This is a genomic window from Devosia sp. A16, from assembly GCF_001402915.1.
Classification (GTDB): domain Bacteria; phylum Pseudomonadota; class Alphaproteobacteria; order Rhizobiales; family Devosiaceae; genus Devosia_A.
Window position 1 is genome coordinate 3745234 of record NZ_CP012945.1, and the last position, 26050, is coordinate 3771283.

Here is a 26050-nt window from a genome sequence, read left to right on the forward strand (position 1 = left end):
GCGGAAGCTGACGACCTCTCATCCATATTGCAAATCGATAGTCGGCATGCGAGGTATCACTGGCAATGATGAATGACGCCGCCCTCCGCAAGATCGACCTGAACCTGCTGCTGGCCTTTTCGGTGCTGATGCAGGAGCGCAATGTGAGCCGTGCCGCCGAACGGCTGCTGCTGGGCCAGCCCGGCCTGTCGGCGGCGTTGAAGCGGCTGCGCGAGGCGCTCGACGACGAGCTGTTCGTGCGCGTCGGGCGTGGCCTGCAGCCGACGCCGCGCGCCCTCGACATCGCCCCGGCGATCGAGGATGCACTGGGCTCGATCGAGCGGGCCATCCGCACGCCGGATGCCTTCGATCCGCTCAGCTACGAGGGCACCTTCCGCATCGGCATGTGCGACAACCTCGAGACCGCGTTTTTCGGACCGCTGGCGGCGCGGATTCGCCGCGAGGCGCCCGGGGCCAGGCTGGTTTCCGTCGCCTCCCACACCCATCATCCCGGCCAGCAGCTCGACGATGGCGATTTCGATCTCTCGGTTTCGGTGCATCCGGAACCGGCCTCGTGGCACGTACGTCAGCCGTTGTTCGAGCAGATCTCGATTTCCATCTACGACCCCGACCAGCTCAAGCTGGCGGCGCCGCTGAGCCTCGAGGATTTTGTTCGCGAAGCCCATATTGCGGTCTCGTTCGAGGGCGACATGACGGGCGATGTCGACGCGGCGCTGGAAAAGGTCGGGCGCAGCCGCTCGGTGGTCGCCACCGTGCCGCGCTTCTCGGCATTGCCGACGGCGCTGAGCGCCATGCCGGCGATTGCCACGATCCCGGAGTCGATTGCCCGCTGCATGGCGTCGCTGCATGGCCTCGCCATCTCCAAGCCGCCGGTGGATCTCGAGGCGGCGCCAGTCTCGCTATTGTACCGCCGTGTCGATCGGGCGGACGGACGGGCGCAGTGGTTCCGCCGGATCTTCGTTGAAGTGGCGCGCGAAGCACTGAAGACCAGCGGCTGCAGCTGCGATGTGGCGGCCGCGGCTTGAACGCGAACACCAGAGCGTGAGGCGCCCCACGCTCGGGACTGACTGGAGGCAACGAGAATGACCAACACCGTCCACGAACTGCGCCTTGTCATCACCGTCGACGACTTCGACAAGGCAGTGGCATTCTGGCGCGATACCATCGGGCTGAAAGAGCAGATTTCGGTCGGCGACGACGACGGCCACGTGGCGATCCTCGGAGCGGGGGTTGCAACCCTCGAGATCACCGACGGCAAGCATGCCGAGTTCATCGACAGGATCGAAGTGGGGCGCCCGGTGGGCGGACAGTTCCGCGTCGCCCTGCGCTTCGACGACGTGCCGGAGGCCACTGATCGGCTCGCCGCAGCCGGGGCGAAGGTGCTGGGGACGCCGCGGCCGACGCCGTTTCGCTCCACCAATTCGCGGCTCGAGGCGCCCGATGGTTTGCAACTGACCTTGTTCGATGCGGAGTGAAGCGTGAGCGACTACCAGCTGATAGAGCGAATCCCGACGGTCGAGGAGTTCTGCGACCTACGCCGGCTGAGCGGCCTGACACCGAAATCTCCCGAGGCCGCGGCGCTCGGTTTACCCAACACCATCCACGCCGTGGTGATCGAGCACGCGGGCGAGACCATCGGCATGGGCCGGGTGATCGGCGATGGCGGCACGGTCTACCAGTTGACCGACATCGCCGTGCTTGCGGCGCATCGCGGCAAGGGGCTGGGCAAGCGCATCGTCGCGGCGCTGGTCGACTGGCTGCAGGCAAACGCCCCCAAGGGCGCCTATGTGAGCCTCATCGCCGATGGCCCCGCCAAGGATCTCTACGCCCAGTTTGGTTTCGAGGAGACCGCGCCGGCCTCGGTCGGCATGTCCATGTGGGTGCGATAGCTCGGCTCGCACGGCTCAACGAGCGCGAGCCGGCTGCTCATGGCAGGCGGTTGCCAGGCTGCAGGGGCGCCCGCGGCTCGTCTCGATCCGACTGGGTGAAGGGATAGCTGTCACGGATGTGGGCATTGAAATAGCGCCCCTTCGACGGCGAATGCCGCAACGCGTCATACTCGACGGCCGGAACCTCGAGGTAGTCATAGCGGCGGCCCGACGGTCGGAACCACACAGACAGCGTCTGGGTGTCCTCGTCATAGACCATATCGGCAATCACGGCAGACGGCATCTGGGATACCTCCGAGCCGTCAACGTTTCGAGCGGAGGTCGGTTGCGCGCGAGGGGGTTACTCGAGCTCGGTCACCGAGATCTCGACATCGAGGTCGGGCCAGCGCAGCCCCGTCCCGCCCCCGGTGAACCGCCAGTTGAGGCGGGCCGCCGGCGAACCGTCGCGCAGGCGGGGATAACGGCTGAGCGGGGTGATCAGCTCGCGTCCGTCCTCGAGTTTGACTTCGAGCGTTGCGGTCCCGAACCGAACGTCGATGGCCCGCGAGCCGGTATTGGTCGTCGTGCTCATTGGTCCTCCTTCTCAGAGCAAACGAGATGAGCCTAGCCGCGTTCCGTCGCAGCGAGAAGGTGGGAAGCGGCTGACCGCACCGACCGTTACCCGGCCGGCGGGCTCCCTGGGCGAGGCTCGTTCATCCCACATTCAGCCATTGCGCCGCATAACGTTCCGATGACACAGAAACTGACATTGGTGGCGGCCGGCGTGTTGACGCTGGCGCTGGCGTTCGGTGTTGCGGCACCGGTCGTGGCGCAGGAGTGCCTGTCCAAGCGCGAGATTCAGCAGATGATCGACAATGGCGAGCTGGTGCAGCTGTCGCAGGCGATCGCGCAGTCCGGGGTCGACGGCAAGATCATCAGCTCGCAGGCCCGCGTCTGCCAGGTCGGCGGCCGCTGGGAGTGGCAGGTCAACGTCATGGACGAAACCGGCGAAAGCAAACCAGTGAGCTTGCCGGCTCAGTGAAGCCTCACATAGAATCAAGACCGGGCATGTTTCGCGCGTAGGGCCGGCGTTTGCCGGGCGCGGGAGGTGCCGTTGCGGCAATAGGGGACGTTTCGATGCGCATTCTCGTCGTGGAAGACGACACCAATCTCAACCGGCAGTTGAAGGACGCGCTGACCGAAGGCGGCTACGTCGTCGACGTGGCGTTCGACGGCGAGGAGGGCCACTTCCTCGGCGATACCGAACCCTACGATGCCGTGGTCCTCGATATCGGCCTGCCGCAGATGGATGGCCTCTCGGTGCTCGAGGAATGGCGCCGCGCCGGCAAGAAGATGCCGGTGCTGCTGCTCACGGCGCGCGACCGCTGGAGCGACAAGGTGCAGGGCATCGACGCCGGCGCCGATGACTATGTCGCCAAGCCGTTCCACATGGAAGAAGTGCTGGCCCGCGTCCGGGCGCTGGTGCGCCGGGCGGCCGGGCAGGCCTCCAACGAGATCAGCGCCGGTACGGTGCGGCTCGACGTCAAGGCCGGCAAGGTCACCGTCGATGGGCACTCGGTGAAGCTGACCAGCCACGAATTGCGGCTGCTGAGCTACCTGATGCACCACAAGGGCAAGGTGATCTCGCGCACCGAGCTGACCGAACACCTGTACGATCAGGATTTTGACCGCGATTCCAACACCATCGAAGTGTTCGTCGGCCGGCTCCGCAAGAAGCTGCCGGAGGATTGCATCCAGACGGTGCGCGGGCTGGGTTACCAGATCGCAGAGGACTGACAACATTCCTTGTCGGCTAGCAGCGCGGACAGGGCAGGGGGACGGCCGTGACTGAAGCGCCTGGACATCCGGTGTCGCAGCGCAAGGGCTCGATCGCCGCCTCGCTGTTCCTGCTGTCGGCCGGCTGGCTGATCGTGGCGCTGGTGGCGACCGCGTTCCTGCTCACCGAGCTCTACTCGCGGGCGCTGGACAACAGCCTCGTCGAGACCCTGGAATTCCATGTCGAAACCCTGACCGATCTCAGCCTGCTGTCCGACACGCCGAAATCGGATCAGATCAAGGTCGCCGACCCGCGCTTCGATCGCACCGGTTCGGGTTGGTACTGGGCCATCCGCGACGACAAGGGCGAACTGCTCAACTTCTCCAACTCCTATGTCGGCATGGTGCTGGGGCCGCTGCCGGGACCGTTCGACGCCACCAACTCCAAGTCGGCGGTGCTGACCGATCCGTTCAACATCAAGATCCGGGTGATCGAGCGCGCCGTGACCGTCAACGGCATGCCGCTGCACATCATGGTGACCGGTTCGCTCGACGAGATCCTGTCACTGGTCGACGAGTTCCGCGGCCAGACGCTGATCGTTCTCGGCGCGGTGGCGATCATGCTGGCGGTGATGTCGACCATCGTGGCGCGCCTGGCGCTGCGACCGGTGGGACGGTTGCGGCGCGAGGTGGAGCAGGTGCGCGAAGGCGATGCGGCGATGCTCACCGGCGCCTATCCGGCCGAGCTGGCGCCGCTGTCGGAGGAAATCAACGAGTTGCTGCGCTCCAACGCGCAGATCGTCGAGCGGGCCCGCAACCAGGTGGGCAACCTGGCGCACGGGCTGAAGACGCCGATCGCCGTGCTGCGCAACGAGGCCAACGCCGACAAGAAGAACAGCCTCGCCAAGGTGGTGGCCACCGAAACCGAGAAGATGAGCCAACTGGTCAGCACCTATCTCGACCGCGCCCGGCTGGCGGCGCGCTCCTCGGTGGTGGGCAAGAAGGCCGATGCGACGCATGTGATGCTGCGGCTGACCCGGGTGATGCAGAAGCTTAACCCGCGGGTCACCATCGCCATGGTGCGGCCCGACGCATCGTTGCCGTGGTTCCGGGGCGACGAGGGCGATCTCGAGGAGATGGCGGGCAACCTGCTCGACAATGCCTGCAAATGGGCCAAATCCTCGATCGGGGTGACCGTGGTGGCCGAGCGTAGCGGCGGGACCGCCAATCTGCTCATCAAGATCGACGACGACGGGCCAGGATTGACCGAGGAGGAAGCGACCAAAGTGTTGCGCCGCGGTGTCAGACTCGACGAGAAGACCCCCGGCTCCGGGCTGGGCCTGGATATCGTCAAGGAACTGGTTGACGTCTATGGCGGGTCCCTGCAATTGAAGCGCTCAGTGCTGGGGGGGCTCCTGGCAGAATTGCGGCTGCCGGCCGCAAAAGTGGCGGGTTTCCGCACTTTCGCCTCAATACGTAAGGAATAAGGGCCCGGCCACCCTTAGAGACCCAGATGCAGCAGATCGTCCGCGCCCTTCCTGTCTTTGCCATGCTCCTGCTTGCCGGTTGCAGCATGGGTCCCTCCACCTCCGACGTCGCCCTCGGGCCGACGCTGCCGCAGCCGAACTCGACGCTCGGCACACTCGGCACCCAGCCGACGGTGACGCCCGCATCGCTTCCCGCGCCTGGCGCCGTCCAGTCCGCCAACACCACGATGAACGACGTGACGGCCTTCCTCGATGCTTCGGTCGTCGGCCAGCTTTCGGCCAAGGACAAGTCGGAAGCGGCGAGCGCCCAGTTCAACGCGCTGACCTTCGGCCGCCCTGGCGCGCCGCGCGCCTGGAACGGCGACAAGGGGACGTCGGGCAGCGTGACCGTCGGCCCCTATGTCCGCGTCAACAATATCGACTGCCGCGATTTCACCCATACCGTGACCATTGCCGGCGCCCCGCATGCCCGCAAGGGCACCGCCTGCCGCGAGGCCGACGGTACCTGGAGCGTCGCCGGCTGAGGCGCACGGGCGCCAGGCTTTTCCAGCAGAACCCACCCCGAGCTCGGTGTCGTCTTCGCGAATGCGGCGACCTTCGTTTGAGGGCGCGTGAGGCCCAGGAACGGGTTTCCGCTGCGCGGGGATGATCCTCGTTGTCGGGAACGGTCATAGCTGGTGCCTGTCGGCTGAGGGCGGCCGATCGTTTCGGAAACCCCGTTTTCGCCCGTACTGACCGCGAAGTGATCGCCCGGTCGGCCCCTGGATAGTCTTTTGTTTACCGTCGAGGGCTAGGTTCGAAGACAATCCTCGGACTCCGACGCCTGCCGGTCTTCATGCCAGATACTGCTACTCGTCTTCAGTCAGCTGAAACTGCCGCAGCGCGCCGGTCTGCCGCCGTGCGGCCGTTTTTCGGTCTGATCGATGCAGTAACCGTTCCCGGGCCGGCCGGTTTCGATTTCGATGGCGGCATAGCCGAGCCGCACGCCAACGCCGCATGGATCTGGATGGTGCGCGACGTGGCGCCGGATCTGATCGACGCAAATGCCGGCGACGAGCCGGCCGCTCGTCAGGCGCTCGACCTGCTTATGCCCGAGCTGCTGCAGCGCGCCCGCGCCGCGATCGCCGCGATCGCCACACCCGAGGCCGAGCGCCGCATGCAGATCCAGTTCGGCAGCGAGGACGGTTATCGCCGCTTGCCGGTGGTGCTCAATGCCCTGAAATGCCGGAGCCTGCTCGACAAGGCACAGGCCTTTGGCCGTGCCGCCAACGCCATGACCGACGAGACGGCGCTTGGCGTGGCGCTGCAGTCAATGCCGCTCAACGATCACGCGGTTTCCGCATTGCTGTTCCAGGCGGCGATGGGGCAGGTGAGCCACCCGGGCCGGCTGATGGCCGCCGCCATCCGTCTCGCCGGATCGGCCAGCGAAGCATCGCTGCAGCGCGCCGGCTTTGCGCCGCTGATCGAAGCGATCCTGTCGCATGCACAGGCCCAGATCCCGGCCCTCGACCAGCATGGCGCCTTCGCCGATATCGATCTGACCTGCCGTGCCATCGACCGTTTCCATCGCCTGATGCGTGCGGTGACCGGCTATGTCGAGCTTGGCCGGCTCACCCGCTGGTCGACCGCCGTCGCGGCGCTGACCAAGACGGCATCCGAAATGGTAGAGCCGAAGCTCCGGGACGTGGCGCCGAACGTGAACCTGGCTTTGCGCCGCCACTCCGGCACCGATCGGCTCGACAGTGACCAGGTGCTGGCCGCGCTCAACGGTTGTTACGTGCTGGCGACGATCCGCGCTTGCCGCGACTCGCTGGCGCTCAACGCCATGTTCGACCAGACCTGGGCCCAGGTGGGACAGGGTCTGGAAATGCACGTCCAGCGCAACCTCGAACTGTTCCGGCAGAACCCGAGCGACCGGGTTGTCGCCGCACGGCTCGATGCCGCCATCAAGATGGCCGAGCTGCGCTTCAACCCGGACTATGCCGACGTGCTGCGCCGGGCGCGCGAAACTGCCGAGAAGCGGGCGAGCTGAGGCCGAGCGGAAGCTTGCGCAGCCGGTGCTTGCTCAGGCCTCAGGAACGCAGCTTCAACCTCTCCACCAGCCGCGCCGCAACCGCTGTCCCGGCATCCCGCACATAGAGCTCGGTCCCCGCAGCGTCCGGCCCGCTGCGCAGTAGTGCGATGCCGCCATTGGCGCCGGCCCGATGCGGCGCAAACGTGACGCCGATCGCCTTGAGCGGATCGCTGGTCTCGGAATTCTCGAACACCAGGCAGCCCGGCTCGAACGAGCGGGCGTCCGCGGCAGTGATCGTCCAGATCTGCGCCTTGTCGCCGAAGCGGCCGGCAAGATAGGCAGGCGGCAGCGGCACCTCCTGGTCCGGCGCCGGCTGCGCCGGCACGCGCCAGCCGACATCGCGGATCTCTCCCGACAGCGCGCAGCGTTCGGCCGCCACCGAGCCGGCATCGCGCGCCGTTATGGCGCCGATATCTACGGCGGCGGCGATGTCGGCGAGCCCCAGTTGCACGGCGCGCGTGGCGAGGCCGGATATGCCGTATCTGCTGGCCGCGGCCGCGCGCCGGGTGATCAGAGACGATCCGCGATCGAGATAGGTGCCGCTCCGCGCCGAGCTGCGGAACGGTGCAATCGGGGTGCGCGCGTCGGGCGTCTCGAAGGCTTCCTCGATAATCGCATCGACCACCGGCGGCGCCATCTTGCCGAGCAGGCCGAGTACGGCCGCCTTGCCGCTGCTCAATGCGGCAGCCGTGGTGTGGTAGCCGGCGGCAGCGCCGGCCAGCGCCACCGCAGGCAGTGTGCCCTGCGGACCGAGCCAGCCATTGGCCTGATCCCAGGCCGCCCTCCCGCCGGCGCGAAGCCAGAGCAGGATGTCCGGCTGCCAGGCCCCGGCGGCGACCAGTTGGTCGGTCTCCATGGCGCTCGAGTCCTGGGCGATCCCGTCGATTGCGACGGCAAAGCCGACCCGCAGCCCGGGCTGGTTGCGCTGCAGCGGCTCGGCATGGCTCGGGGCCAGCGCCGAGGCGAGGGTGATGCCGGTTGCCTTGGCGAAATCGACAAAGCGTGAGGTGGTGCTGAGCCGGCTGTCGACGATACGTTGCACCTCGATCCCGGCATCGGCGACATGCAGCGCCAGCCGGTAGGCGAAGCTGTTGGGTGTGGTGAATAGCGCCCGCCGTCCTGGCCAGACCCCGAAGCGCTCGGCCCGCAGGAACGCCGTGAGCGCCCCGACGACCCCGGGCGTCCGATTGCCCGGGAACAGCGGCAGCCGCTCGCTCGCACCGGTGGCGAGAACGATGTGCCTCGCAGCGATGGCGAGCACCCGCGACACCGGCTTGCCGTTGTCCACCACCACCTGGTGCACCCGAAGGGTCGTGCCGGCGATGGCGAAGGCCTCGGCGCGCGTGAGGATGCTCACCGAGCTCTTGCCGGCGAGGCCGGTGACCAGCCGCTCTACGGTCACTTCGGGCGTAGCTTCGGCATCGATCGCCCCGAAATAGCGGATGGTGCCGCCAAGGCTCTGGTGGCGCTCGATCAGCACACAGTTCTTGCCGGCGCCTGCAGCAGCGACCGCGGCGCTGAGGCCAGCGACCCCGCCGCCGACGATGGCGATGTCGGTCTCTATGGTTTCGTCGAGCGCGGCGCTGTGCCAGGGCGGACTCGCCATCGGCTCGTTGCCGTAGCGATGGTTGAGCGTGCGCGCCGGGCCGAGCAGCCTATTGCGCAGTGCCCCGAGCAACCCGCTCGAGACGATCGGGTCGCGCCGGCTGCCGATGGTCACCAGCTCGAGGCCGGGCAGGGCCGGCGTGCGCTCCATCGGCAGCGCGATGCCTTTGCCGGTGCTGACCAGCGGCGCGAAGCTCTCATCGAGCGCCAGCGCTTCGTCGCGGTGCCGGCCGGCGATCTGGATGCCGTTGGCGAGGGTGGCCGAGAGCACCGTGTCGCCGGCAAAGCCCGTAATCACCCGCCCGTTGAGCCGGAACTGCAGCGGCTTGTCCCGGTCGAGTTCGGCGCCGCCGAGGCCGTGCGGGGCGTCGGCAGGAAAACGGTTGGAGAGGGCGCTCACGCCGGCACCGTGGGATAGTCGCCGACGAGGAGCCTGTGGTTGCCGCGGCTCGGGCCGCGGGCAGCGAACCACCTGGCCTCATCGGTCGCCGCGACGCCGGCGAAGTGGCGCGCCAGCGCCGGCGCGAGAAACGCCGCCGCCGGGCCGAGGGCGGCGACGACCTGCGCCTTGTGGCCGCGCGCCGGGCCGATAAAGGGCGCGCCATCGGTAGTGCCGAGGCTGCCGACCACCGTCTCGCCCGCAAGGCGCAGCGCGCCGGCTCTGGCGGCGGCGCTGCCGAGCCGTGCTCGCGCCGTGCTCGACTCTCCGCTCAAGAGCGCCGCGGCGCTGGCCTTGCCGTCCTGCACCAGCACGACGCCGCGATCGAGGAATGACAGATAGGGCGCCGGCAACGGCTTGAGGGTATCGAGCAGCATGGCAGCGCCGGCGATCGGCGCGAGGCTGCGATCGCGCGCCTCCTCGGGCAGATAGTCAAGCACGGCATCGTCGCCGGCGAGGATCACCTGCGCGGCCTCGGCGCCATGGTCGCCGGAAACGAGGTGCGCCGTGCCGTCCTTGCGCAGCGTCAGTACGGTCTCGGCGCGATCGAGGTGGCGTACGTCATGACAGCCGAGCCAGGCTTCGAGCGCCGGCTCGAACCGCCCATGGCCCAGCAACTGCACATCGCGCACCCGCAACATCAGACCCTCGGCGATGCTGCGGTCGGCCACCGGCTCCACGGCATAGCCGAGTGCAATGGCGAGATGCCGGAAATGGCCGAGCACCGCGATGCTCGCGGGCGTCTCGGCGACGAACAGCGGATCGACCCGGCCGACGAGGCCCTTGCCCCAGCCGGCCACCAGCCTTGTCGTTTCTGCAGCGCTGCGCTTCAGCAGCAGCAGCGTCTCCGGCCGGGTGATCGGCGCCAAAGAAATGTCGATGCTGCGCTGCAGCCGGAACGGCGAGAACGGCTCGCCGACGAGGCAGACGCGACGCCGGTGCTCCGTTGCCAGCAGGCCGGCGATGAGGCCTGCCAGCGGAGTGGAGCCGAGCACCAGGTAGTCGTAGCTGCCATCGGCCATCAGATCAGCACGCCACCTTGTGGGCTGCGGCAATGCGCCTCCCACACATCGATGTGTCCGGGTGCATAATTTGCCCGAATGCCTTTATAGATCGGCCGCGTATCCGCACCGTCGCATGAGGCAGAGCCCTGCACATGATATTTTGGTCGCTCGCTTTTGTGGTCACAGCCGTCGCCTGCGCCGCGCTCTATTATGCGGGGGCCGGACGAAGGGTCAACGCGGCTGCCGCTGTTGTAGACAGCCCCGAGGTGGCGCACCTGAAACTGCAGCTCAAAGAAATCGAATCGGACCTGGCGCTCGGCCGCCTCGGCGCCGCCGAGGCGACGGCGGCGAAAGGCGAGCTGGCGCGCGAGCTGATGCGGTTGAAGGCAACGGCGAAACCGGCGACCGATGCGGGCGCGCGGCGCGGCCTCGTAGCGGCAGCGGCGGTGGTGACTGCCGTGCTGGCCTTCGGCGTCTATGGCGCGCTGGGGCGCCCTGACCTGCCGGCGCAGCCGCTGGCCGAGCGCCAGGACATGCCGCCGCCGGAGATGACGCTCGACGACGCGATTGCCCGTATCGAGGCCCAGCTCAGGGCCAAACCCGACGATCTGCGCGGCTGGACGGTGATCGCACCCGCCTACATGCAGATGGGCCGCTTCGTCGACGCGGCGACCGCGCTGCGCAAGGCGATCGAACTCGACGGTCCGACCGCCGACCGCGAGACCGATCTGGGCGAAGCGCTGATGATGGCCAAGGACGGCGACGCCTCGGGCGAACCGCTGGCGCTGTTCCGCAGCGCCGCCAATCGCGATGTGACCCATGTGCGCTCGCGCTACTATCTCGCCAGCGAGGCGATGCGGGAGGGCGATTTCAAGACGGCCAAGGCCGAGTGGCAGGGCCTCTTGCAGCTGAGCAAGGGCGGCGAGAGCTGGCTTGCCAATGCCGAGGCTGGCCTCGCCGCCGCCGAAGCGGGCCTCAACGGCGGCGAGGTGCCGGACAATTCCGCTATTGCCGGCATGGTCGAGGGGCTGTCGAGCCGGCTCCACCAGGATGGCGGCACGATCGACGAATGGACGCGCCTAGTGCGCTCCCGGCTCGTTCTCGGGCAGACGGAGCTCGCTCAAACGGCGTATGATGCAGCTCGCAAAGCCTATCCCAATGCCGGAGATCGCACCGAGCTCGATGTTCTCGCCGCGGATAATGGACTGGTGGCAAGCAATTGACGCAAAAGCAGAAACGCCTGACTCGCAAACAGAAGCGCCTGGCGGTGATCGCTGGCCTTGGCGTGATCCTTATCGCGGCGGGAGGCTTTCTGGCCTGGGCCTTGCGCGGACAAGTGGTGTTCTTTTACTCGCCGAGCGAAATCCATGAGCGGGCGGTCGCCGCTGGAACACCGATCCGGCTGGGCGGACTGGTCAAGGAAGGCACCTGGAAGCGTGTCGGGGAAACCTCGGATTTCGTAGTGACCGACGGCCAGACTGAAATGGCGACGCACTACGTCGGGCTGTTGCCCGACCTGTTCCGCGAGGGGCAGGGCGTGGTGGTCGAGGGCAGCGTCACGCCGCAGGGAACCTTCGCGGCAACCAACGTGCTGGCCAAGCACGATGAGAACTACATGCCCAAGCAACTGGTCGACGAGCTGAAGAAGCGCGGCGAATGGCAGCGTGATGGAGCTCCGCTGTGATGGGTATTGCACCGGAAGGCCCCCTCACCCGGATCGCTTCGCGATCCGACCTCTCCCCCAAGGGAGAGGTGAACGGCGGCACGATCGCGCCACGTTACACCTCTCCCTTTGGGGGAGAGGTCGACGCGGTAGCGTCGGGTGAGGGGGCCTTTACGGCGCACCTCGGAGGAGCATCCGCATGAGCATCGAACTCGGCCATTTCGCCCTGGTTCTGGCTTTCGCCATTTCGGCCATTTCGGCCATTGTCGGGCTGATGTTCTGGAAGCGCGAGGCGCTGGCCGGCTACCTGCAGCAGGGCGCGGTGCTGCAGTTCGTCCTGGTCGCCGCCGCCTTCGCGGCGCTGATCCAGGCTTTCGTGGTTTCCGATTTCTCGCTGAAGCTCGCCTATGAGCATGCCAACTCGGCGCAGCCGCTGATCTTCAAGATCACCGCCGTGTGGGGCAACCACGAGGGCTCGATGCTGCTCTGGGTACTGATCCTCGTCATAATGGGCGCCGGGGTCGCGGCTTTCGGGCGCAGCCTGCCCAAGGACCTGCTGACCCTGGTGCTGGCGGTGCAGAGCCTGATCGCTGCGGCCTTCACCGGCTTTACGCTGTTTACTTCCAATCCGTTTCTGCGGCTCTCCCCGGCCCCGTTCGAGGGCAAGGATCTCAACCCGATCCTGCAGGATATCGGCCTCGCCATCCATCCGCCGCTGCTCTATCTCGGCTATGTCGGCTTTTCGGTGTGCTTCAGCTTCGCCATGGCCGCCCTGATTTCGGGCCGCATCGATGCGGCCTGGGCGCGCTGGGTGCGGCCGTGGACGCTGCTCAGCTGGTGCTTTCTGACCCTCGGCATCGCCATGGGCTCGTACTGGGCCTATTACGAGCTCGGCTGGGGTGGCTGGTGGTTCTGGGATCCGGTGGAGAATGCCAGCTTCATGCCCTGGCTCGCCGGCACGGCGCTGCTCCACTCCGCCCTGGTCATGGAAAAGCGCAACGCACTGAAGGTCTGGACGATCTTTCTCGCCATCATCACCTTCTCGCTGAGCCTGCTCGGCACCTTCATGGTGCGCTCGGGCATCCTCACCTCGGTGCACACCTTCGCCTCCGATCCGACCCGCGGCATGGTGATCCTGGCGCTGCTCGCGGCGTTCATCGGCGGGGCCTTCTCGCTGTTCGCCTTCCGCGCCTCGACCCTCAGGGTGGGCGGGCTGTTCGCGCCGATCAGCCGCGAAGGGGCGCTGATCCTCAACAACCTGTTCCTCGCCACGGCCACAGTGGCCGTGCTGGTGGGAACGCTCTATCCGCTGCTGCTCGACGCATTGGTCGGCGAGACCATTTCAGTGGGCGAACCCTTCTTCAACCTCACCTTCGGGGTGATCATGGCGCCGCTGTTGATCATCCTGCCGTTCGGGCCGTTCCTCGCCTGGAAGCGCGGCGACCTGATCGCGGTGACGCAGCGGCTGGCCGGCGCCGCCGGGCTCGCCCTGTTCGCCGCAGTGCTGTGCTTCGCGCTGACCGGGGGCGAGGTGTCGCTGGCGCCGCTCGGTCTGCTGCTCGGCTTCTGGGTCGCTTTCGGCGCGTTGGCCGAACTGGTCGACCGGGCGAAATTCTTCCGCACTGACGTCGTCACCTCGTTCCGGCGGTTGTTCGGGCTGCCGCGCACCGCATGGTCGACGGCGATCGCGCATTTCGGCATCGGCGTCACGGTGATCGGCATCGTCGCGGCCAGCGCCTGGCAGCAGGAACTGGTGACGACCATGGTGCCGGGGCAGGGCGTGGTGATCGCCGAGCACCAGGTGACGTTCGAGGGCATGGAGCATGTCGAGGGTCCGAACTTCGTCTCCGATACCGGCCGTTTCGCCGTTCGTGCTCCCGGTGGTGGCGTGCGCACGGCGCTGGCCGAGCGGCGCATCTACAATGCCAGCGGCCAGCCGACCACCGAGGCGGCGATCGAGACCTACGGCTTCAGCCAGCTTTACGTGCAGCTGGGCGAACCGCAGCCTGACGGCAAATCCGTCGTACGGCTCTGGTACAAGCCTTACGTGACGCTCATCTGGCTCGGCTGCCTGCTGATGGCTGGCGCCGGTTTCCTATCGCTGAGCTACCGCCGGCTGCGCATTGGCGCGCCCAAGCCGGCATCCGCCCGGGCGGCCGCCGAATGAGGGCCCTGCTGGCGCTTGTCATGCTGGTGCTGTTGAGCGTGCCGGCGCTGGCGGTGCGGCCCGACGAGATGCTGGCCGACCCGGTGCTCGAGACGCGGGCGCGGGCCATCTCAGAGGGCCTGCGCTGCCTCGTCTGCCAGAACCAGTCGATCGACGATTCCGACGCGGACCTGGCGCACGACCTGCGCGTGCTGGTGCGTGAACGCCTGACCGCCGGCGACAGCGACCAGCAGGTGCGCGACTACCTCGTGGCGCGCTATGGCGAATATGTGCTGCTCAATCCGGTGATGGCGCCGCATACCCTGCTGCTGTGGATCGCCGCACCGGCGGTGCTGCTGATCGGCGGCATCGTGGTGTTCGCCGGGGCGCGGCGGAAGCGCGCCGCCGGGCAGACTGCGCTGACCGAAGACGAGGTCAGGGCACTCGAGGAGTTGGAGCGCTAGCCCCGATCTCACCGCCTTGTTTCGTCTGGCTGGTCCGACTCGACAACCGGCGCTACCGCTCTCCTCGTGTCCCCTATCGACCTCCTCCCCGCCGATCTTGACCTCACAGCGGCCCTCGCGCTGGTCCTGCTGAGTCTCGTCACCTCACTGATCACCGCCACTTTCTCACTCGGGGGCGGCACGCTGATGGTGGCCGTGCTGGCGCTGGTGTTCCCGCCTATCGTGGTGGTGCCGCTGCACGGCGCCATCCAGCTCGGCTCCAATAGCGGGCGGGCCCTGGTGCAGCGTGCGCATATCCAGTGGTCGCTGGTGCTGTGGCTGTCGCTCGGCGGGGCGATCGGCACGGTGATCGGCGGTCAGTTCGCCAGCCTGCTGCCCGCCAGCGCATTGCAGGTCGCCATCGGCGCCTTCGTGCTGCTGACCACCTGGCTGCCGCAGCCGAAGCTCGTCGGGCGGTCGCGGCTGGCGCAGGTCGTCGGCGGCGCGGTGATCGCCGCGGTATCGATGGTGGTGGGCGCCACCGGACCGCTGGTGGCGGTGTTCATCAAGGGCCTGGACGACCGACGGCAACTGGTCGCCACCCACGCCATGCTGATGACGCTGCAGAACAGCTTCAAGCTGGGGATGTTCGTGCTGCTCGGCTTCGCCTTTGCCGCCTACCTGCCGCTGATCGCCGCGATGATCCTCTCGGGGTTCGTCGGCACGGCGATCGGCAGCCGGTTGCTGGTGCGGGTGCCCGAGGCCGCATTCCGCTGGGGCTTCAAGCTGGTGCTGACGCTGGTGGCGCTCGACCTGCTGCGCACCGCCCTTTTCTAGCCGCCCGGCGGCGCCGATAGGTTCGCAACATTACCGATAATTAACACCCGGGTCACCGTGCAGAAAGGCGTCGGGCTCCATATCTCACTGCCATCAAGAGTGCCTGAGTGAAGGAGATCATCATGCCCTCGACTAAGTTCAACGCTCGCCGCTGGCTCGGGGCTTCGGCCCTGGCGATCCTCGCCGGCATCGGTGGTGGCACCGCCTTCGTCGCGGCCACTGCCCCGTCGACCGCTCAGACTGCAACCCTGCTGCCGGCTGCCCAGATTACCCCGCCCGCCGTGACCAACGCCCCGAACTTCGCCGACCTCGTCGAGGCGGTGAAGCCCGCCGTGGTGTCGATCATCGTCGAAGGTGGCGAAAAGGACAATCCGCGCCAGCTGCAGCGTGGCGGCCCGCAGTTCCGGTTCAACTTCCCCGACCTGCCCGACGACCATCCGTTCAAGGACTTCATGGACCAGTTCGGCCAGCAGTTCGGTCAGGGCGGCGGTCAGGGTGGCGGCCAGGGCGGACAGCAACAGCCGCCGCGCAAGTTCATGGCGGCCGGCTCTGGTTTCGCCATCTCGGCTGACGGCTACATCGTCACCAACAACCACGTCGTCGAGAACGCCGACAAGGTGACCGTGGTGTTCGACGACGGCAAGGAAATGACCGCCAAGGTGGTCGGCACCGATGCCAAGACGGACCTCGCCGTGGTCAAGGTCGAAGGCGTCACCGATCTGCCCTTCGTCAAGCTGGCCGAGAACGAGATCCGGGTCGGCGAATGGGTGGTGGCCGTCGGCAACCCATTCGGCCTTGGCGGCACCGTGACCGCCGGTATCGTCTCGGCGCGCGGCCGTGACATCGCCGGCTCGGCCTACGGCGATTTCCTGCAGATCGACGCCGCGGTGAACACCGGCAACTCCGGTGGCCCCGACTTCAACATGCAGGGTGAAGTGGTCGGCGTGAACACCGCCATCTTCTCCCCCAATGGCGGCAATGTCGGTATCGCCTTCGCCATCCCGGCCAGCGTCGTCAAGCAGGTGACCACCCAGCTGATCGAGAACGGCACGGTGACCCGTGGCTTCCTCGGCGTCGGCATTCAGGATGTCAGCCGTGACATTGCCGACAGCGTCGGACTGAAGGACGCGGCCGGTGCGCTCGTTACCGAACCGACCAAGGACAGCCCGGCCGACAAGGCCGGCGTGAAGTCCGGCGACGTCATCACTGCCGTGGACGGCAAGTCGGTCAGCAACGCGCTCGACCTCAGCCGCACCATTGCCGGCAAGAACCCCGGCACCGCCGTGGAACTGTCGGTCTGGCGCGACGGCAAGGAGCAGAAGATCTCCGTGACGCTGGGTAAACTCGACGAAGCCGCTGCGCCGTCCGAGGAGCAGCAGCAGGCTCCGGCCGAGGAACCCGCGGCTCCGGCTCCGACCAGCGTCGGCCTGACCCTGGTGCCCAACTCGGGCGGTGAGGGCCTCTTGATCCAGGACGTGGATCCGAACTCGGCTGCTGCCGAAAAGGGCTTCGCCGTCGGCGACACCATCCTCGAGGTCAACAACCAGCCGGTCTCGTCGGTCGCCGACTTCGAAAAGGCCGTGCAGGGCGTCAAGGACGCCGGCCGCAGCACGGCTCTGGTCAAGGCACAGCGCGACGGCAACACCCGCTTCATCGGGCTGCCGATCACCGAAGGCAAGTCGTAACCGCATTCGGGCTCCGGGGCGTCAGCCCCGGGGCCTGACCCTCGTGAATGGCGAATGGTGAGTAGTGAATGGAGAAGAGTTCGGCATCATTCACTATTCACCACTCACCATTCACCCTTCATGATGATCGCCGCGGGGCTGGTGAAATGAAGATTCTGTTGATCGAAGACGACCGCGAGGCAGCGAGTTACCTGATCCAGGCGCTGGATGAGGCCGGCCACATCGCCCACCACGCCAGCGACGGGGAGACCGGCTACGCCATGGCCTCCTCGATGGATTACGACGTCCTGGTGGTCGATCGCATGCTGCCGCGCCGCGATGGGCTGTCGATCATCGAAAGCCTGCGCGCCGAGGACAACCACACGCCGGTACTGATCCTGTCGGCGCTGGGCGAGGTGGACGATCGGGTGACCGGGCTGCGCGCCGGGGGCGACGACTACCTGGTCAAGCCCTACGCCTTCACCGAGCTGCTGGCCCGCATCGAGGTGTTGGCGCGCCGCTCGTCGCCGGCCGAAGCGGCCACCAGCTTCGAGGTCGGCGGCCTGGCGCTCGATCGGCTCAGCCGCAAGGTGGAGCGCGACGGCGAGGTGATCCTGCTGCAGCCGCGTGAGTTCCGCCTGCTCGAGTATCTGATGAAGAACGCCGGCAAGGTGGTCACCCGCACCATGCTGCTCGAGAACGTCTGGGACTATCACTTCGACCCGCAGACCAATGTCATCGACGTGCACATGTCGCGGCTGCGCGCCAAGATCGACAAGGGCCACGCCAACCCGCTGCTGCATACCATCCGCGGCGCGGGCTACATGATCCGCGACTGACCATGTTCCGGCTCGCCCAGCTCTGGCGCACCACCACGGTGCGCCTCACTGCGCTGTTCATGCTGATCTTCGTGATCTTCGCAGTGGTGCTGCTGGGGCTGGTCACCTGGCAGACCTCGGTGCAGCTGCAACGCCAGCAGACCGATGCCATCGACCGCGAGACCGTGCAGATCAAGCGCATGGACAGCGATTCCGGCTTCCGCGCCACCATCATCGCGGTACAGCGGCTCGCCAGTCAGCCGGGGCCCGGAATCTACTACCTTGCCGATCCCTCAGGTCAGCTGATCATCGGCAACGTTACGGACCTGCCGCCCGAAGTACTGGCCGAGCCAGGGACCTACAGCTTCAACTATTCCAAGCCCCGGCCGTTCGACGATCCGCAGACCGACAGTGCTGTGCCGCAGCGCACCGGCTATGCCGTGGTGCGCTCCGAAAAGCTCGCCAGCGGACTGATCCTGGTGGTTGGCCGGGACGTGGTGGAGCGGCGCGGCTTTACCGCCATCCTGTTGCAATGGTTTGCCGTGGGCGCCGGCGGCATCCTGCTGTTCTCGCTGGTGGCCGGGGTGCTCACCGCCGTGCGCGTGCTGCGCCGCATCGATACGATTTCGTCGACCTCCAACAAGATCATGTCGGGCAACCTCAGCGAGCGCGTGCCGGTGACCGGCCGCAACGACGAGTTCGACGCCCTTGCGACCAACCTCAACCTGATGCTCGATCGTATCGAACAGCTGATGCAGGGCATGAAGGAGGTGACCGATAACGTCGCCCACGACCTCAAGACGCCGCTGACGCGGCTGCGCAACAAGGCGGAGTCGGCGCTGCGCGACGGACAGAGCGAGGCGACCCGCAAGGAGGCCCTCGAAACCACCATCGAGGAGAGCGACAAGCTCATCAAGACCTTCAACGCCCTGCTGATGATCGCCCGCGCCGAGGCGGGAACGCCTTCGGGCGCCCTCAGCGAGATCGACCTGAGCGCCGTGGTGGCCGATGTTGCCGAGCTCTACGGGCCGCTGGCCGAGGACGAGGGCCTGAGGCTCGAGACCGACGTCGAACCGGGGATCCGGATCAATGGCAACCGCGAACTGCTCGGGCAGGCCCTCGTCAACCTGATCGAGAACGCGCTGAAATACTATGAGCCCGAGGAGGGCAAGGCCGGCCTGATCACGGTCGGCCTGAAGCGCACCGGCGCCCGTGTGCGCATCGAAGTGGCCGATAACGGCCCCGGCATCCCGGCTGAGGACCGCGACCGCGTCATCGAGCGTTTCGTGCGGCTGGAAAAGAGCCGGACTGAACCAGGTTCGGGGCTGGGCCTCTCGCTGGTGGCAGCGGTGGCGCAACTGCACAAGGGGGAGTTGCGGCTGGAGGACAACATGCCGGGCGTTCGGGCCGTGATCGAACTGCCGGGGTAGGGCGTAAACTGAGGCGCCGCCGTTTCCAGTGCCCCCGGGCCCCTCAGTGCGCCGTCTGTACCGAGGTCTCGCCGATCCCGATCCCTGCAACTTTGCCGCCCTTGATCAGGTAGCCGATATATTGCGCGATGTCGGAATAGCCGCCCGGCCGGTCCGAGCGGTAGGCGATCTTGCTGCCGGAGGCGGCCCCGAACGTGGCCTTGAGCTCGGCAGTCGAAGCGCCGAGACCCGGGATGCCGAAATTGGGGGCGGTGAAGCCGGCAGGCGCCGGGTCGCAGCTCTTCGACGGCTTGCTGGCGGTCTCGGCGGCAACCATCATCACGAACTCGTAGCCGCCCAGCGCATTGGAGATGAACCAGACATTGGCGCCCGCGGCGCTGTAGCACAGCCAGTCGGCGCGGCTGGCGTCGTCCCCTTCGCGCCGGATGGTGCCGCCGAACGCCTTCTGGATGTCCTTGAGCTTGGTGCGCTGCAATTGCACCGTGAGCTTGCCGACACCGATCGCCTTCACCGGCGCCTTCTCGATATTGGCTTTGCTGAAATTGAAGCTGTTGCCGAAGATCGCCTGGCCCATGCCGTCGAGACCGGCGGCGGAGGCAGGAACGGCGTTGAGGATCAGGGCGGCGGTGAGGGCGGCAACAAGGGGGCGCATGCGGAGCTCTACGGATTTGGCTGGCGCGGGAACATAGCGAGACGCATGCCGAAATCCAGTGACTTTTAGGCTTAGCTAACCATAACCCGGGGCGCTCTCCGCCTGTGCCGGAATGACATGCGCGGCGGGGCAGGTTATCGAGGGGCTATGAAAGTCGCCCTCGAAACGCTTCTCGCTTCAGCCCCTTACCTCAAAGATCTTGCCGATCGCCACGCCGAGTGGTTCGCGGCGGCGCTTGAGCTATCGCCCGATACAGCGCTGGCGGCTGTTCTCGATCAGGTTGCGAGAGCAGGACGCGATGCCGCAACCGAGGACGAGGTCGGGCGCGAGCTGCGCATCGCCAAGGGACGGGTGGCGCTGCTGGCGGCGGTCTCGGAGGTCGAGGGGCGCTGGACCACGGCGCAATCGACCGCAGCACTTTCCGATCTTGCCGATGCGGCGCTCGATGCCGGTCTCGAGGTGCTGCTGCGCCTCGCCGCGGCGCGCGGGCTGACCGAGGCGAGGGCTGCGAACTCCGGGCTGGCGCTGTTCGCCCTGGGCAAACATGGCGGACGCGAGCTCAACTACTCCAGCGACATCGACATCGTCGCCTTCTTCGATCCCGAGAAGCTGGCCGTGAAGGATGAAGGCGAGGAGACGAAGTTCTTCACGCGGATCGTCCAGCGGCTCGCCTCGCTGATGCAGGATCGCACCGAGCATGGCTATGTCTTCCGCACCGACCTGCGGCTTCGGCCCGATCCCGGCGCCACGCCGGTAGCCCTGCCTACCGAGGCGGCGCTCGCCTATTACGAGAGCCGCGGCCAGAACTGGGAGCGGGCGGCCTGGATCAAGGCGCGGCCCTGCGCCGGCGACAAGGAGGTGGGCGAGCGGTTCCTCAAGGACCTCGCGCCCTATATCTGGCGCAAGCATCTCGACTTCGCCACCATCGCCGACATCCAGGCGATGAAGCGCCAGATCAACATCACCAAGAATGTCGGCGACGCCCGCGTCGCCGGGCACAACGTCAAGCTCGGGCTGGGCGGCATCCGCGAGATCGAGTTCTTCACCCAGACCCAGCAACTGATCGCCGGCGGCCGCGACCAGACCCTGCGGGTGCGCCCCACCGCGGTAGCGCTGCAGGCCCTGGCGGCGGCCAACTGGATTTCGAAGCGGGCGGCCGAGGATCTCACTCGCATCTACTGGTTCCTGCGCGGGGTCGAGAACCGGCTGCAGATGCTGCGAGACGAGCAGACCCATGTGATGCCCGAGGCCGAGGCCGATATCGAGGTGATCGGGACCCTGATGGGCGAGAAGGATGTGCGAGCCTTTGAAACGGCTTACCGCGCGGCGTTGAATCAGGTTGTCGGCTATTACTCCGACCTGTTCGCGGAAGGCGAGAGCCTCGCGGCCGGCGGCGGCAACCTGGTGTTCACCGGGGCGGACGACGACCCCGAAACCATCGAGACGCTCTCCGGTATGGGCTTCAAGGCGCCCGCCAAGGCGATCGAAACGGTGAAGAAGTGGCACTATGGCAGCTATGCCGCCACCCGGGCGGCGGCGGCGCGCGCTCACCTCACCGAACTGCTGCCGGCTTTGCTTTCGACCATCTCGGGGGCCGGCAACCCGGATGAGGCGCTGGCCCGCTTCGACAACTTCCTGTCGCGCCTGCCTTCTGGCGTCCAGCTCTTCGCGCTGTTGCGCAACCACGAAAATCTCAGGAGCCTGCTCGTCGCGCTGATGGCCTCGGCGCCGCGCATGGCCGATGCGGTGATCCACCGCGCCCATGTGATGGATGGGTTGATCGACCCAGCCTTCGCCGACGATGTGCGCCGGCGCGAGACGTTGCTGGGCAAGATCGAGGCTTTCTTCGCCGACGCGCGGGACTACCAGGATGTGATCGACCGGGCGCGCATCATCGGCCAGGAGCAGATGTTCCTGATCGCCGCTGGGCTCTTGGCCGGCTCGCTGGATGCGGTGCGGGCAGGCGAGCAGTTCACCACGCTCGCCGAAGCGCTGCTGACCCGGCTGTTCGATGCGGTGCGGCGCGAGTTCGAGAAGCGCCACGGCGTGGTGCCCGGAGCCCGTGTGGCGCTTCTCGCATTCGGCAAGATGGCGAGTCGCGAGATGACGGCCCGCTCCGACCTCGATTTCATCATGCTGTACGAGACCGCCGGCGCCGACGAGTCCGATGGCGAGAAGCCTCTCGCAGCCAGCCAGTATTACGCGCGGCTGACCCAGCGGCTGCTGGCGGCGCTCAGCGCCCCGACCTCCGAGGGCGTGCTCTACGAGGCCGATATGCGCCTGCGGCCTTCCGGCAACGCCGGTCCGCTCGCCACCAGCCTCGCCGGCTTCATCCAGTATCATCACGAGAGCGCCTGGACCTGGGAACATCTGGCGCTGAGCCGGGCTCGCGTCGTCTATGCCGATGGCGAACTGGGCGGCAGGGTGGATGCGACGGTGGCCGAGATCCTGGCCCGGCCCCGCGATGTGGCCAAGACCATCGACGATGTATTGGCGATGCGGGCGCTGATGGCCAGGGAGCGCCCGCCGCGCCACCCCTTCGACCTGAAGCTCGCGGCCGGCGGACTGGTGGACCTCGAGTTCATCGCCCAATCGGCCCAACTGGTGGCCGGCGGGACCATCGCCGCCCCGCAGGCGACGACCGGCGTCGTGCTGCGCCGGCTGGCCGAGACCGGTCTCGTGCCGGAGGGGGTGCGGCTGGCCGAGATCCTCGAGCTCTATTCGACGGTCCTCCAGGTGATGAGCGCGGCGCTCACCGACCCGTTCAAGGAGGAAGGTTGGACAGAGGCGTTCCGCGAACTCCTGGCGCAACGCACCAACACCCCGAACTTCGAGCGCCTGGCCTCCGACGTACGGGAGATGGAAGACGAGGTGAGCGCCGCGGCAGCGGCCTGGTACGCCAGGGCGAAGGGGCTGTAGGTCCCCGATCGGCGCGTGACAGAGCCGGCGGAGCGGCGCCAGGCAAGCTCCATCGGGGCTGTCCCGACAGAACTCGCGTCACTGAGCCACGGACCTCCGCGGCGTCGAAGGCAATCAGGCAGACGCGTAGGCGACTTCAACATCCAGCACCCAGGTAATGCCGTAGCGATCCCTAAGCATACCGTAGAGCGGCGACCAGCCGGCCGGGGCCAGCGGCTGCAGGATCCTGGCGTCGGCTGCAAGCTTCTGCCAATAGCCGGCGACCTCCTCGGCGTCGTTGCCGCGCACCGAGACGAAGACCGGGATCTCGCCGGGGTTCCAATCGAGGCGTGATGGCACGTCATAGGCCATGATGCGAAAGCCGTTGTCGGCCGCGACCTGGCCCCACATCACCTGCTCGGCTTCATCGGGGTTCTGCACGGCGCCGGCATCCCTGTAGCTGACGATGGTCTGCTTCCCGCCGAACACCGACTGGTAGAAGTCGAGCACGGAACGGGCATTGCCGCGAAAATTGAGATGGGTGGTGGTCTTGATGGTCATGGCGGGCTCCTGTTTGCTGGCCTGATGCAACCTGCTATAGCCGGAGCCAACTGCCACTTTCTGTCAGTTGGATGATGGCCCGACCCGACCGGCTTTTCCGCCTGCTGCACGCCATGCGGGTATTGCCCGCTCCGGTCACCGCGGCCCGCCTGGCCGAGGAGACCGAGGTGTCACTGCGCTCGCTCTACCGGGATATCGATAGCCTGCGCGCCGCCGGCGCCCGCATCGAGGGAGAGCGCGGCTATGGCTATCGGCTGATCGAGGACTACGCGCTGCCGCCGCAGACCTTCGATCGCGACGAGATCGAGGCACTGGCGCTGGGGCTGGCCGAGGTGAAGCGAATGGGCGATCCGGCGCTGGCGAAAGCCGCGACCTCGGTGCTGGCCAAAGTTGCCGCCACGCTGCCGGACGATCGGGAACAGCACCTGTTCCATGCCGTATCGCAAGTCTATCGGCCCGACGCGCGCTTCGCCGCCGGGCCGGACATGGACATTGTCCGACAGGCTTGCTGGCGCGAGGAAGCACTGGCCATCCGCTACACCGACAAGGTCGGTTCGCACTCGGAGCGTACCATCCTGCCCCTGGCCATCGTCTACACCGAGGGCGCGCTGACGGTGCTCGCCTGGTGCTGCCTGCGCGAAGCGTTCAGGATGTTTCGGGCTGACGGCATCGCCGAACTGCGCTCGGCAGGCACCAGCTTCCGGCCGCGGCGTGTGGTGTTGCTGCGGGAGTATCTGGCTGAGTTGCGACGTGGACAGCTTGAAGAATAGGGTCAAGTGGACTAAGTGGAGTCAGTCATGACGACCTTCAACATGCACGAAGCCAAAACGCACCTGTCGCGCCTCGTCGAGCGCGCCGCCAGCGGTGAGACGGTGATCATCGCCAAGGCGGGCAAGCCGATCGCCAAGATCGTCCCGCTCGAGCCGACGAAGGTTGATACGTCGCGGCGCCTGGGTTTCCTGAAGGGGAAGTTCAAGGTGCCTGATGACTTCGATACGATGATGGCGGACGAGATTGCCGAGATGTTCAACGGCAAGTAATGCGCACGCTTCTGGACACACATCTTTTGCTCTGGGTGAGCTATCTGCCCGAGCGTCTCCCTGACGGTGTCAGGCGAATTATCCTCGACCCGGAGCAGGAGCTTCACTTCAGTGTCGCTAGTTTATGGGAGATCGCTATCAAGCGCTCCCAGAACAGAAATGACTTTGATTTTGACCCGAGCGTATTGCGGGAGGGTCTCCTGGAGGCTGGGTACATCGAGCTGCCAGTGCTGGGTGAACACGCGTTGGCAGTCTTGGCGTTGCCGCTGATCCACAAGGATCCGTTCGATCGTATGCTGGTCGCGCAGGCGATTGTCGCGGGTGTGGACTTGCTTACCGTGGATAAACAACTGGCCGGGTATCCCGGCCCGATCCGGTTGTTCTAAGCCGCCTTCGCCTCTTGGTCAGCCAGCACCGGCAGGCTGACCGCCACCGTGGTGCCGAGCCCCTGGCGGCTGTCGATGGCGAGGTGCCCCCCGCTCAGCTCGGCGATGGCGCGCGCGATGGCGATGCCGAGCCCGGCGCCTTCGCGGTCGCGGGTCAGGGCAGCGTCGCCGAAGACGAAGGGTTGCGACAGGGTGGCGAGGCGTTCGGCGGTCATGCCGATGCCGGTGTCGGTGATCTCGAGCACGACGCCGTCGCTGCCCGCATAGGCCGCAAGGGTGACCTTGCCGCCGCGCGGGGTGAAGCGCACGGCGTTTTCGACGAGGTTCGAGACCATGCGCTCGAGCGCGAAGCGGTCGGCCGTCAGCAGGGCGTTGCACGGGCCGCCGAGCCCGAAGATCACTCCGGCATGCTGCGCCTGGCCGGCGAACCGGCGAAACACCCCCACCAGCAGTTCGTCGGCAGTGAACCGGTCGGCCCGCATCTCGCGGCGACCGCCTTCCAGTTCGGCCAGTTCGAGAATCGAGCCGAAAAACCCGAGCAGCCGCTCGCCGGACGACTTCACTGCCTCGACGTAGCTCAGATAGCGCGGGTCGCCCAGCGGCCCGTAGGGCTGCTGCCGCATCATGTCGGCAAAGCCGATAATGTGGTTGAGCGGCGTGCGGATATCGTGGCTGAGATGCGCAAGGAAGCTGGTCTTGGACCGGCTGGCGGCCTCGGCGCGCAGCTTTTCCTCGTGGTAGCGCCGGGCCAGCAGGCGCTGTTCCTCGCGGATCGAGGTCAGCAACTGGTTGGTGCGGCGGCTCTCGGTGACGTCCATCACCAGAGTGACGAAGCCCGAGCCCTCGAGCGGGCGCTCTTCGATCAGCAGGGTGGACCCGTCTTCTCGATGCAGTTCGAGCAGCCGGTTCTGCCAGTCCTCGCGTACCGACTGCATATAGCCGCCCTGCGCGAGGCTCTTCACCACCTCGTGGTAGGCGGCGCCGGCGGCAAGCGCGTCCGGGGTGACGCCAAGCCGTTCGGCAAAACGGCTGTTGCTGGCGATCAGGCAGGCATCGGTGCCCCAGCAGGCGACGCCGAACGGCAGGGTTTCGATCAGCGAGGCATAGCCGGCCGTCGGTTTGCGACCCGTGAGACGGGTGAGCAGTCGCTCCAGCACGCCGATGAGTGTGCGCCGCAGCCAGTTGCCGCGCATCAGTCCATCAGGCGTGCGGAATCGCTTCGCCTCGTCGCCGGATTGCTCCGTCGGCCGCATCAAGTT

General features: G+C 66.9%; 27 protein-coding genes. 20 read left to right on the top strand and 7 right to left on the bottom strand.

Translation table 11 applies throughout. The features are described 5' to 3' along the window. Window positions 1-65 precede the first annotated feature (65 nt). Genes APS40_RS17995 through APS40_RS18005 form a run of 3 tightly spaced genes read left to right on the top strand, consistent with a single transcriptional unit; the run spans window position 66 to window position 1889 of the window. Window positions 66-1025 carry a LysR family transcriptional regulator gene (locus tag APS40_RS17995; protein ID WP_055048369.1) on the top strand — a complete coding sequence of 320 codons (960 nt, stop codon included), beginning with the start codon at window positions 66-68 and terminating at the stop codon, window positions 1023-1025. Window positions 1026-1082: 57 nt separating this feature from the next. Continuing rightward, window positions 1083-1475 carry a VOC family protein gene (locus tag APS40_RS18000; RefSeq protein WP_055048370.1) on the top strand — a complete coding sequence of 131 codons (393 nt, stop codon included), beginning with the start codon at window positions 1083-1085 and terminating at the stop codon, window positions 1473-1475. A 3-nt stretch (window positions 1476-1478) separates the two neighbouring features. Next, complete coding sequence (locus tag APS40_RS18005; protein WP_055048371.1) at window positions 1479-1889, top strand: GNAT family N-acetyltransferase; 411 nt, start codon at window positions 1479-1481, stop codon at window positions 1887-1889. A gap of 37 nt (window positions 1890-1926) precedes the next feature. On the opposite strand, the gene APS40_RS18010 is transcribed toward APS40_RS18005, so the two are convergent. Continuing rightward, on the bottom strand, window positions 1927-2172 hold the full coding sequence (locus APS40_RS18010; RefSeq protein WP_055048372.1) for a KTSC domain-containing protein: 246 nt from the start codon (window positions 2170-2172) through the stop codon (window positions 1927-1929). Window positions 2173-2229: 57 nt separating this feature from the next. Continuing rightward, the gene (locus tag APS40_RS18015; protein WP_055048373.1) at window positions 2230-2460 is read right to left on the bottom strand and encodes a DUF2442 domain-containing protein; all 231 of its coding nucleotides are present in this window, start codon (window positions 2458-2460) and stop codon (window positions 2230-2232) included. Between the two features lie 159 nt (window positions 2461-2619). Between APS40_RS18015 and APS40_RS18020 the strand changes: the two genes are divergently transcribed. From APS40_RS18020 to APS40_RS18040, 5 genes are all read left to right on the top strand, one after another. After that, window positions 2620-2910, top strand: a complete 291-nt coding sequence (locus APS40_RS18020) for a hypothetical protein (RefSeq protein ID WP_055048374.1) — start codon at window positions 2620-2622, stop codon at window positions 2908-2910. Between the two features lie 95 nt (window positions 2911-3005). Beyond that, entirely contained in the window at window positions 3006-3665 is a 660-nt protein-coding gene (locus APS40_RS18025; protein ID WP_055048375.1) for a response regulator transcription factor, read from the top strand. 47 nt (window positions 3666-3712) lie between these two features. Beyond that, complete coding sequence (locus APS40_RS18030) at window positions 3713-5131, top strand: sensor histidine kinase (protein WP_156342984.1); 1419 nt, start codon at window positions 3713-3715, stop codon at window positions 5129-5131. A gap of 26 nt (window positions 5132-5157) precedes the next feature. Then, window positions 5158-5655, top strand: a complete 498-nt coding sequence (locus tag APS40_RS18035; RefSeq protein WP_055048377.1) for a hypothetical protein — start codon at window positions 5158-5160, stop codon at window positions 5653-5655. A 374-nt stretch (window positions 5656-6029) separates the two neighbouring features. Next, entirely contained in the window at window positions 6030-7163 is a 1134-nt protein-coding gene (locus APS40_RS18040; RefSeq protein WP_055048378.1) for a hypothetical protein, read from the top strand. Window positions 7164-7203: 40 nt separating this feature from the next. Here APS40_RS18040 and APS40_RS18045 read toward each other — a convergent pair whose 3' ends face one another. Then, window positions 7204-9210: an FAD-dependent oxidoreductase gene (locus APS40_RS18045; protein WP_055048379.1), complete on the bottom strand. Its 2007-nt coding sequence runs from the start codon at window positions 9208-9210 to the stop codon at window positions 7204-7206. Further along, window positions 9207-10271: a hypothetical protein gene (locus tag APS40_RS18050; protein WP_055048380.1), complete on the bottom strand. Its 1065-nt coding sequence runs from the start codon at window positions 10269-10271 to the stop codon at window positions 9207-9209. The genes APS40_RS18045 and APS40_RS18050 overlap by 4 nt, the downstream gene beginning before the upstream one ends. A 134-nt stretch (window positions 10272-10405) precedes the next feature. Between APS40_RS18050 and ccmI the strand changes: the two genes are divergently transcribed. The 8 genes from ccmI (at window position 10406) to APS40_RS18090 (ending at window position 19254) form a co-directional block, all read left to right on the top strand. Beyond that, window positions 10406-11476: a c-type cytochrome biogenesis protein CcmI gene (gene ccmI / locus APS40_RS18055; protein ID WP_055048381.1), complete on the top strand. Its 1071-nt coding sequence runs from the start codon at window positions 10406-10408 to the stop codon at window positions 11474-11476. Then, the gene (ccmE, locus tag APS40_RS18060; RefSeq protein WP_236884127.1) at window positions 11473-11937 is read left to right on the top strand and encodes a cytochrome c maturation protein CcmE; all 465 of its coding nucleotides are present in this window, start codon (window positions 11473-11475) and stop codon (window positions 11935-11937) included. Before ccmI ends, ccmE begins: the two co-directional genes overlap by 4 nt. A gap of 178 nt (window positions 11938-12115) precedes the next feature. Beyond that, entirely contained in the window at window positions 12116-14083 is a 1968-nt protein-coding gene (locus APS40_RS18065; RefSeq protein ID WP_055048382.1) for a heme lyase CcmF/NrfE family subunit, read from the top strand. Beyond that, window positions 14080-14526 carry a cytochrome c-type biogenesis protein gene (locus tag APS40_RS18070; RefSeq protein ID WP_055048383.1) on the top strand — a complete coding sequence of 149 codons (447 nt, stop codon included), beginning with the start codon at window positions 14080-14082 and terminating at the stop codon, window positions 14524-14526. The genes APS40_RS18065 and APS40_RS18070 overlap by 4 nt, the downstream gene beginning before the upstream one ends. Window positions 14527-14592: 66 nt before the next feature. Then, a complete protein-coding gene (locus APS40_RS18075) occupies window positions 14593-15342 on the top strand; it encodes a sulfite exporter TauE/SafE family protein (protein ID WP_055048384.1) in 750 nt (249 codons plus the stop codon). A 122-nt stretch (window positions 15343-15464) separates the two neighbouring features. Continuing rightward, complete coding sequence (locus tag APS40_RS18080; RefSeq protein WP_055048385.1) at window positions 15465-17027, top strand: Do family serine endopeptidase; 1563 nt, start codon at window positions 15465-15467, stop codon at window positions 17025-17027. A 146-nt stretch (window positions 17028-17173) separates the two neighbouring features. Further along, complete coding sequence (locus tag APS40_RS18085) at window positions 17174-17845, top strand: response regulator transcription factor (RefSeq protein ID WP_055048386.1); 672 nt, start codon at window positions 17174-17176, stop codon at window positions 17843-17845. Between the two features lie 2 nt (window positions 17846-17847). Beyond that, window positions 17848-19254 (top strand): sensor histidine kinase, encoded by a 1407-nt coding sequence (locus tag APS40_RS18090; RefSeq protein WP_055048387.1) that lies wholly within the window; start codon window positions 17848-17850, stop codon window positions 19252-19254. A gap of 43 nt (window positions 19255-19297) precedes the next feature. Here APS40_RS18090 and APS40_RS18095 read toward each other — a convergent pair whose 3' ends face one another. After that, window positions 19298-19906 carry a hypothetical protein gene (locus APS40_RS18095; protein WP_055048388.1) on the bottom strand — a complete coding sequence of 203 codons (609 nt, stop codon included), beginning with the start codon at window positions 19904-19906 and terminating at the stop codon, window positions 19298-19300. A 147-nt stretch (window positions 19907-20053) separates the two neighbouring features. Here APS40_RS18095 and APS40_RS18100 point away from each other — a divergent pair, with 147 nt between their 5' ends. After that, window positions 20054-22825 (top strand): bifunctional [glutamine synthetase] adenylyltransferase/[glutamine synthetase]-adenylyl-L-tyrosine phosphorylase, encoded by a 2772-nt coding sequence (locus APS40_RS18100; RefSeq protein WP_055048389.1) that lies wholly within the window; start codon window positions 20054-20056, stop codon window positions 22823-22825. A gap of 114 nt (window positions 22826-22939) precedes the next feature. Here APS40_RS18100 and APS40_RS18105 read toward each other — a convergent pair whose 3' ends face one another. Continuing rightward, window positions 22940-23365: a VOC family protein gene (locus APS40_RS18105; RefSeq protein WP_055048390.1), complete on the bottom strand. Its 426-nt coding sequence runs from the start codon at window positions 23363-23365 to the stop codon at window positions 22940-22942. A 74-nt stretch (window positions 23366-23439) separates the two neighbouring features. Between APS40_RS18105 and APS40_RS18110 the strand changes: the two genes are divergently transcribed. From APS40_RS18110 to APS40_RS18120, 3 genes are read left to right on the top strand one after another with little or no spacing between them, the layout of a single operon-like run. Beyond that, on the top strand, window positions 23440-24135 hold the full coding sequence (locus APS40_RS18110; RefSeq protein WP_055049719.1) for a helix-turn-helix transcriptional regulator: 696 nt from the start codon (window positions 23440-23442) through the stop codon (window positions 24133-24135). A 27-nt stretch (window positions 24136-24162) separates the two neighbouring features. Next, complete coding sequence (locus APS40_RS18115) at window positions 24163-24405, top strand: type II toxin-antitoxin system Phd/YefM family antitoxin (protein ID WP_055048391.1); 243 nt, start codon at window positions 24163-24165, stop codon at window positions 24403-24405. Then, on the top strand, window positions 24405-24791 hold the full coding sequence (locus APS40_RS18120; RefSeq protein ID WP_055048392.1) for a type II toxin-antitoxin system VapC family toxin: 387 nt from the start codon (window positions 24405-24407) through the stop codon (window positions 24789-24791). Before APS40_RS18115 ends, APS40_RS18120 begins: the two co-directional genes overlap by 1 nt. Here the strand turns inward: APS40_RS18120 and APS40_RS18125 are convergent. Beyond that, window positions 24788-26044, bottom strand: a complete 1257-nt coding sequence (locus APS40_RS18125) for a sensor histidine kinase (protein WP_055048393.1) — start codon at window positions 26042-26044, stop codon at window positions 24788-24790. The two genes, APS40_RS18120 and APS40_RS18125, sit on opposite strands and share 4 nt — an antisense overlap. Between the last annotated feature and the right edge of the window lie 6 nt (window positions 26045-26050).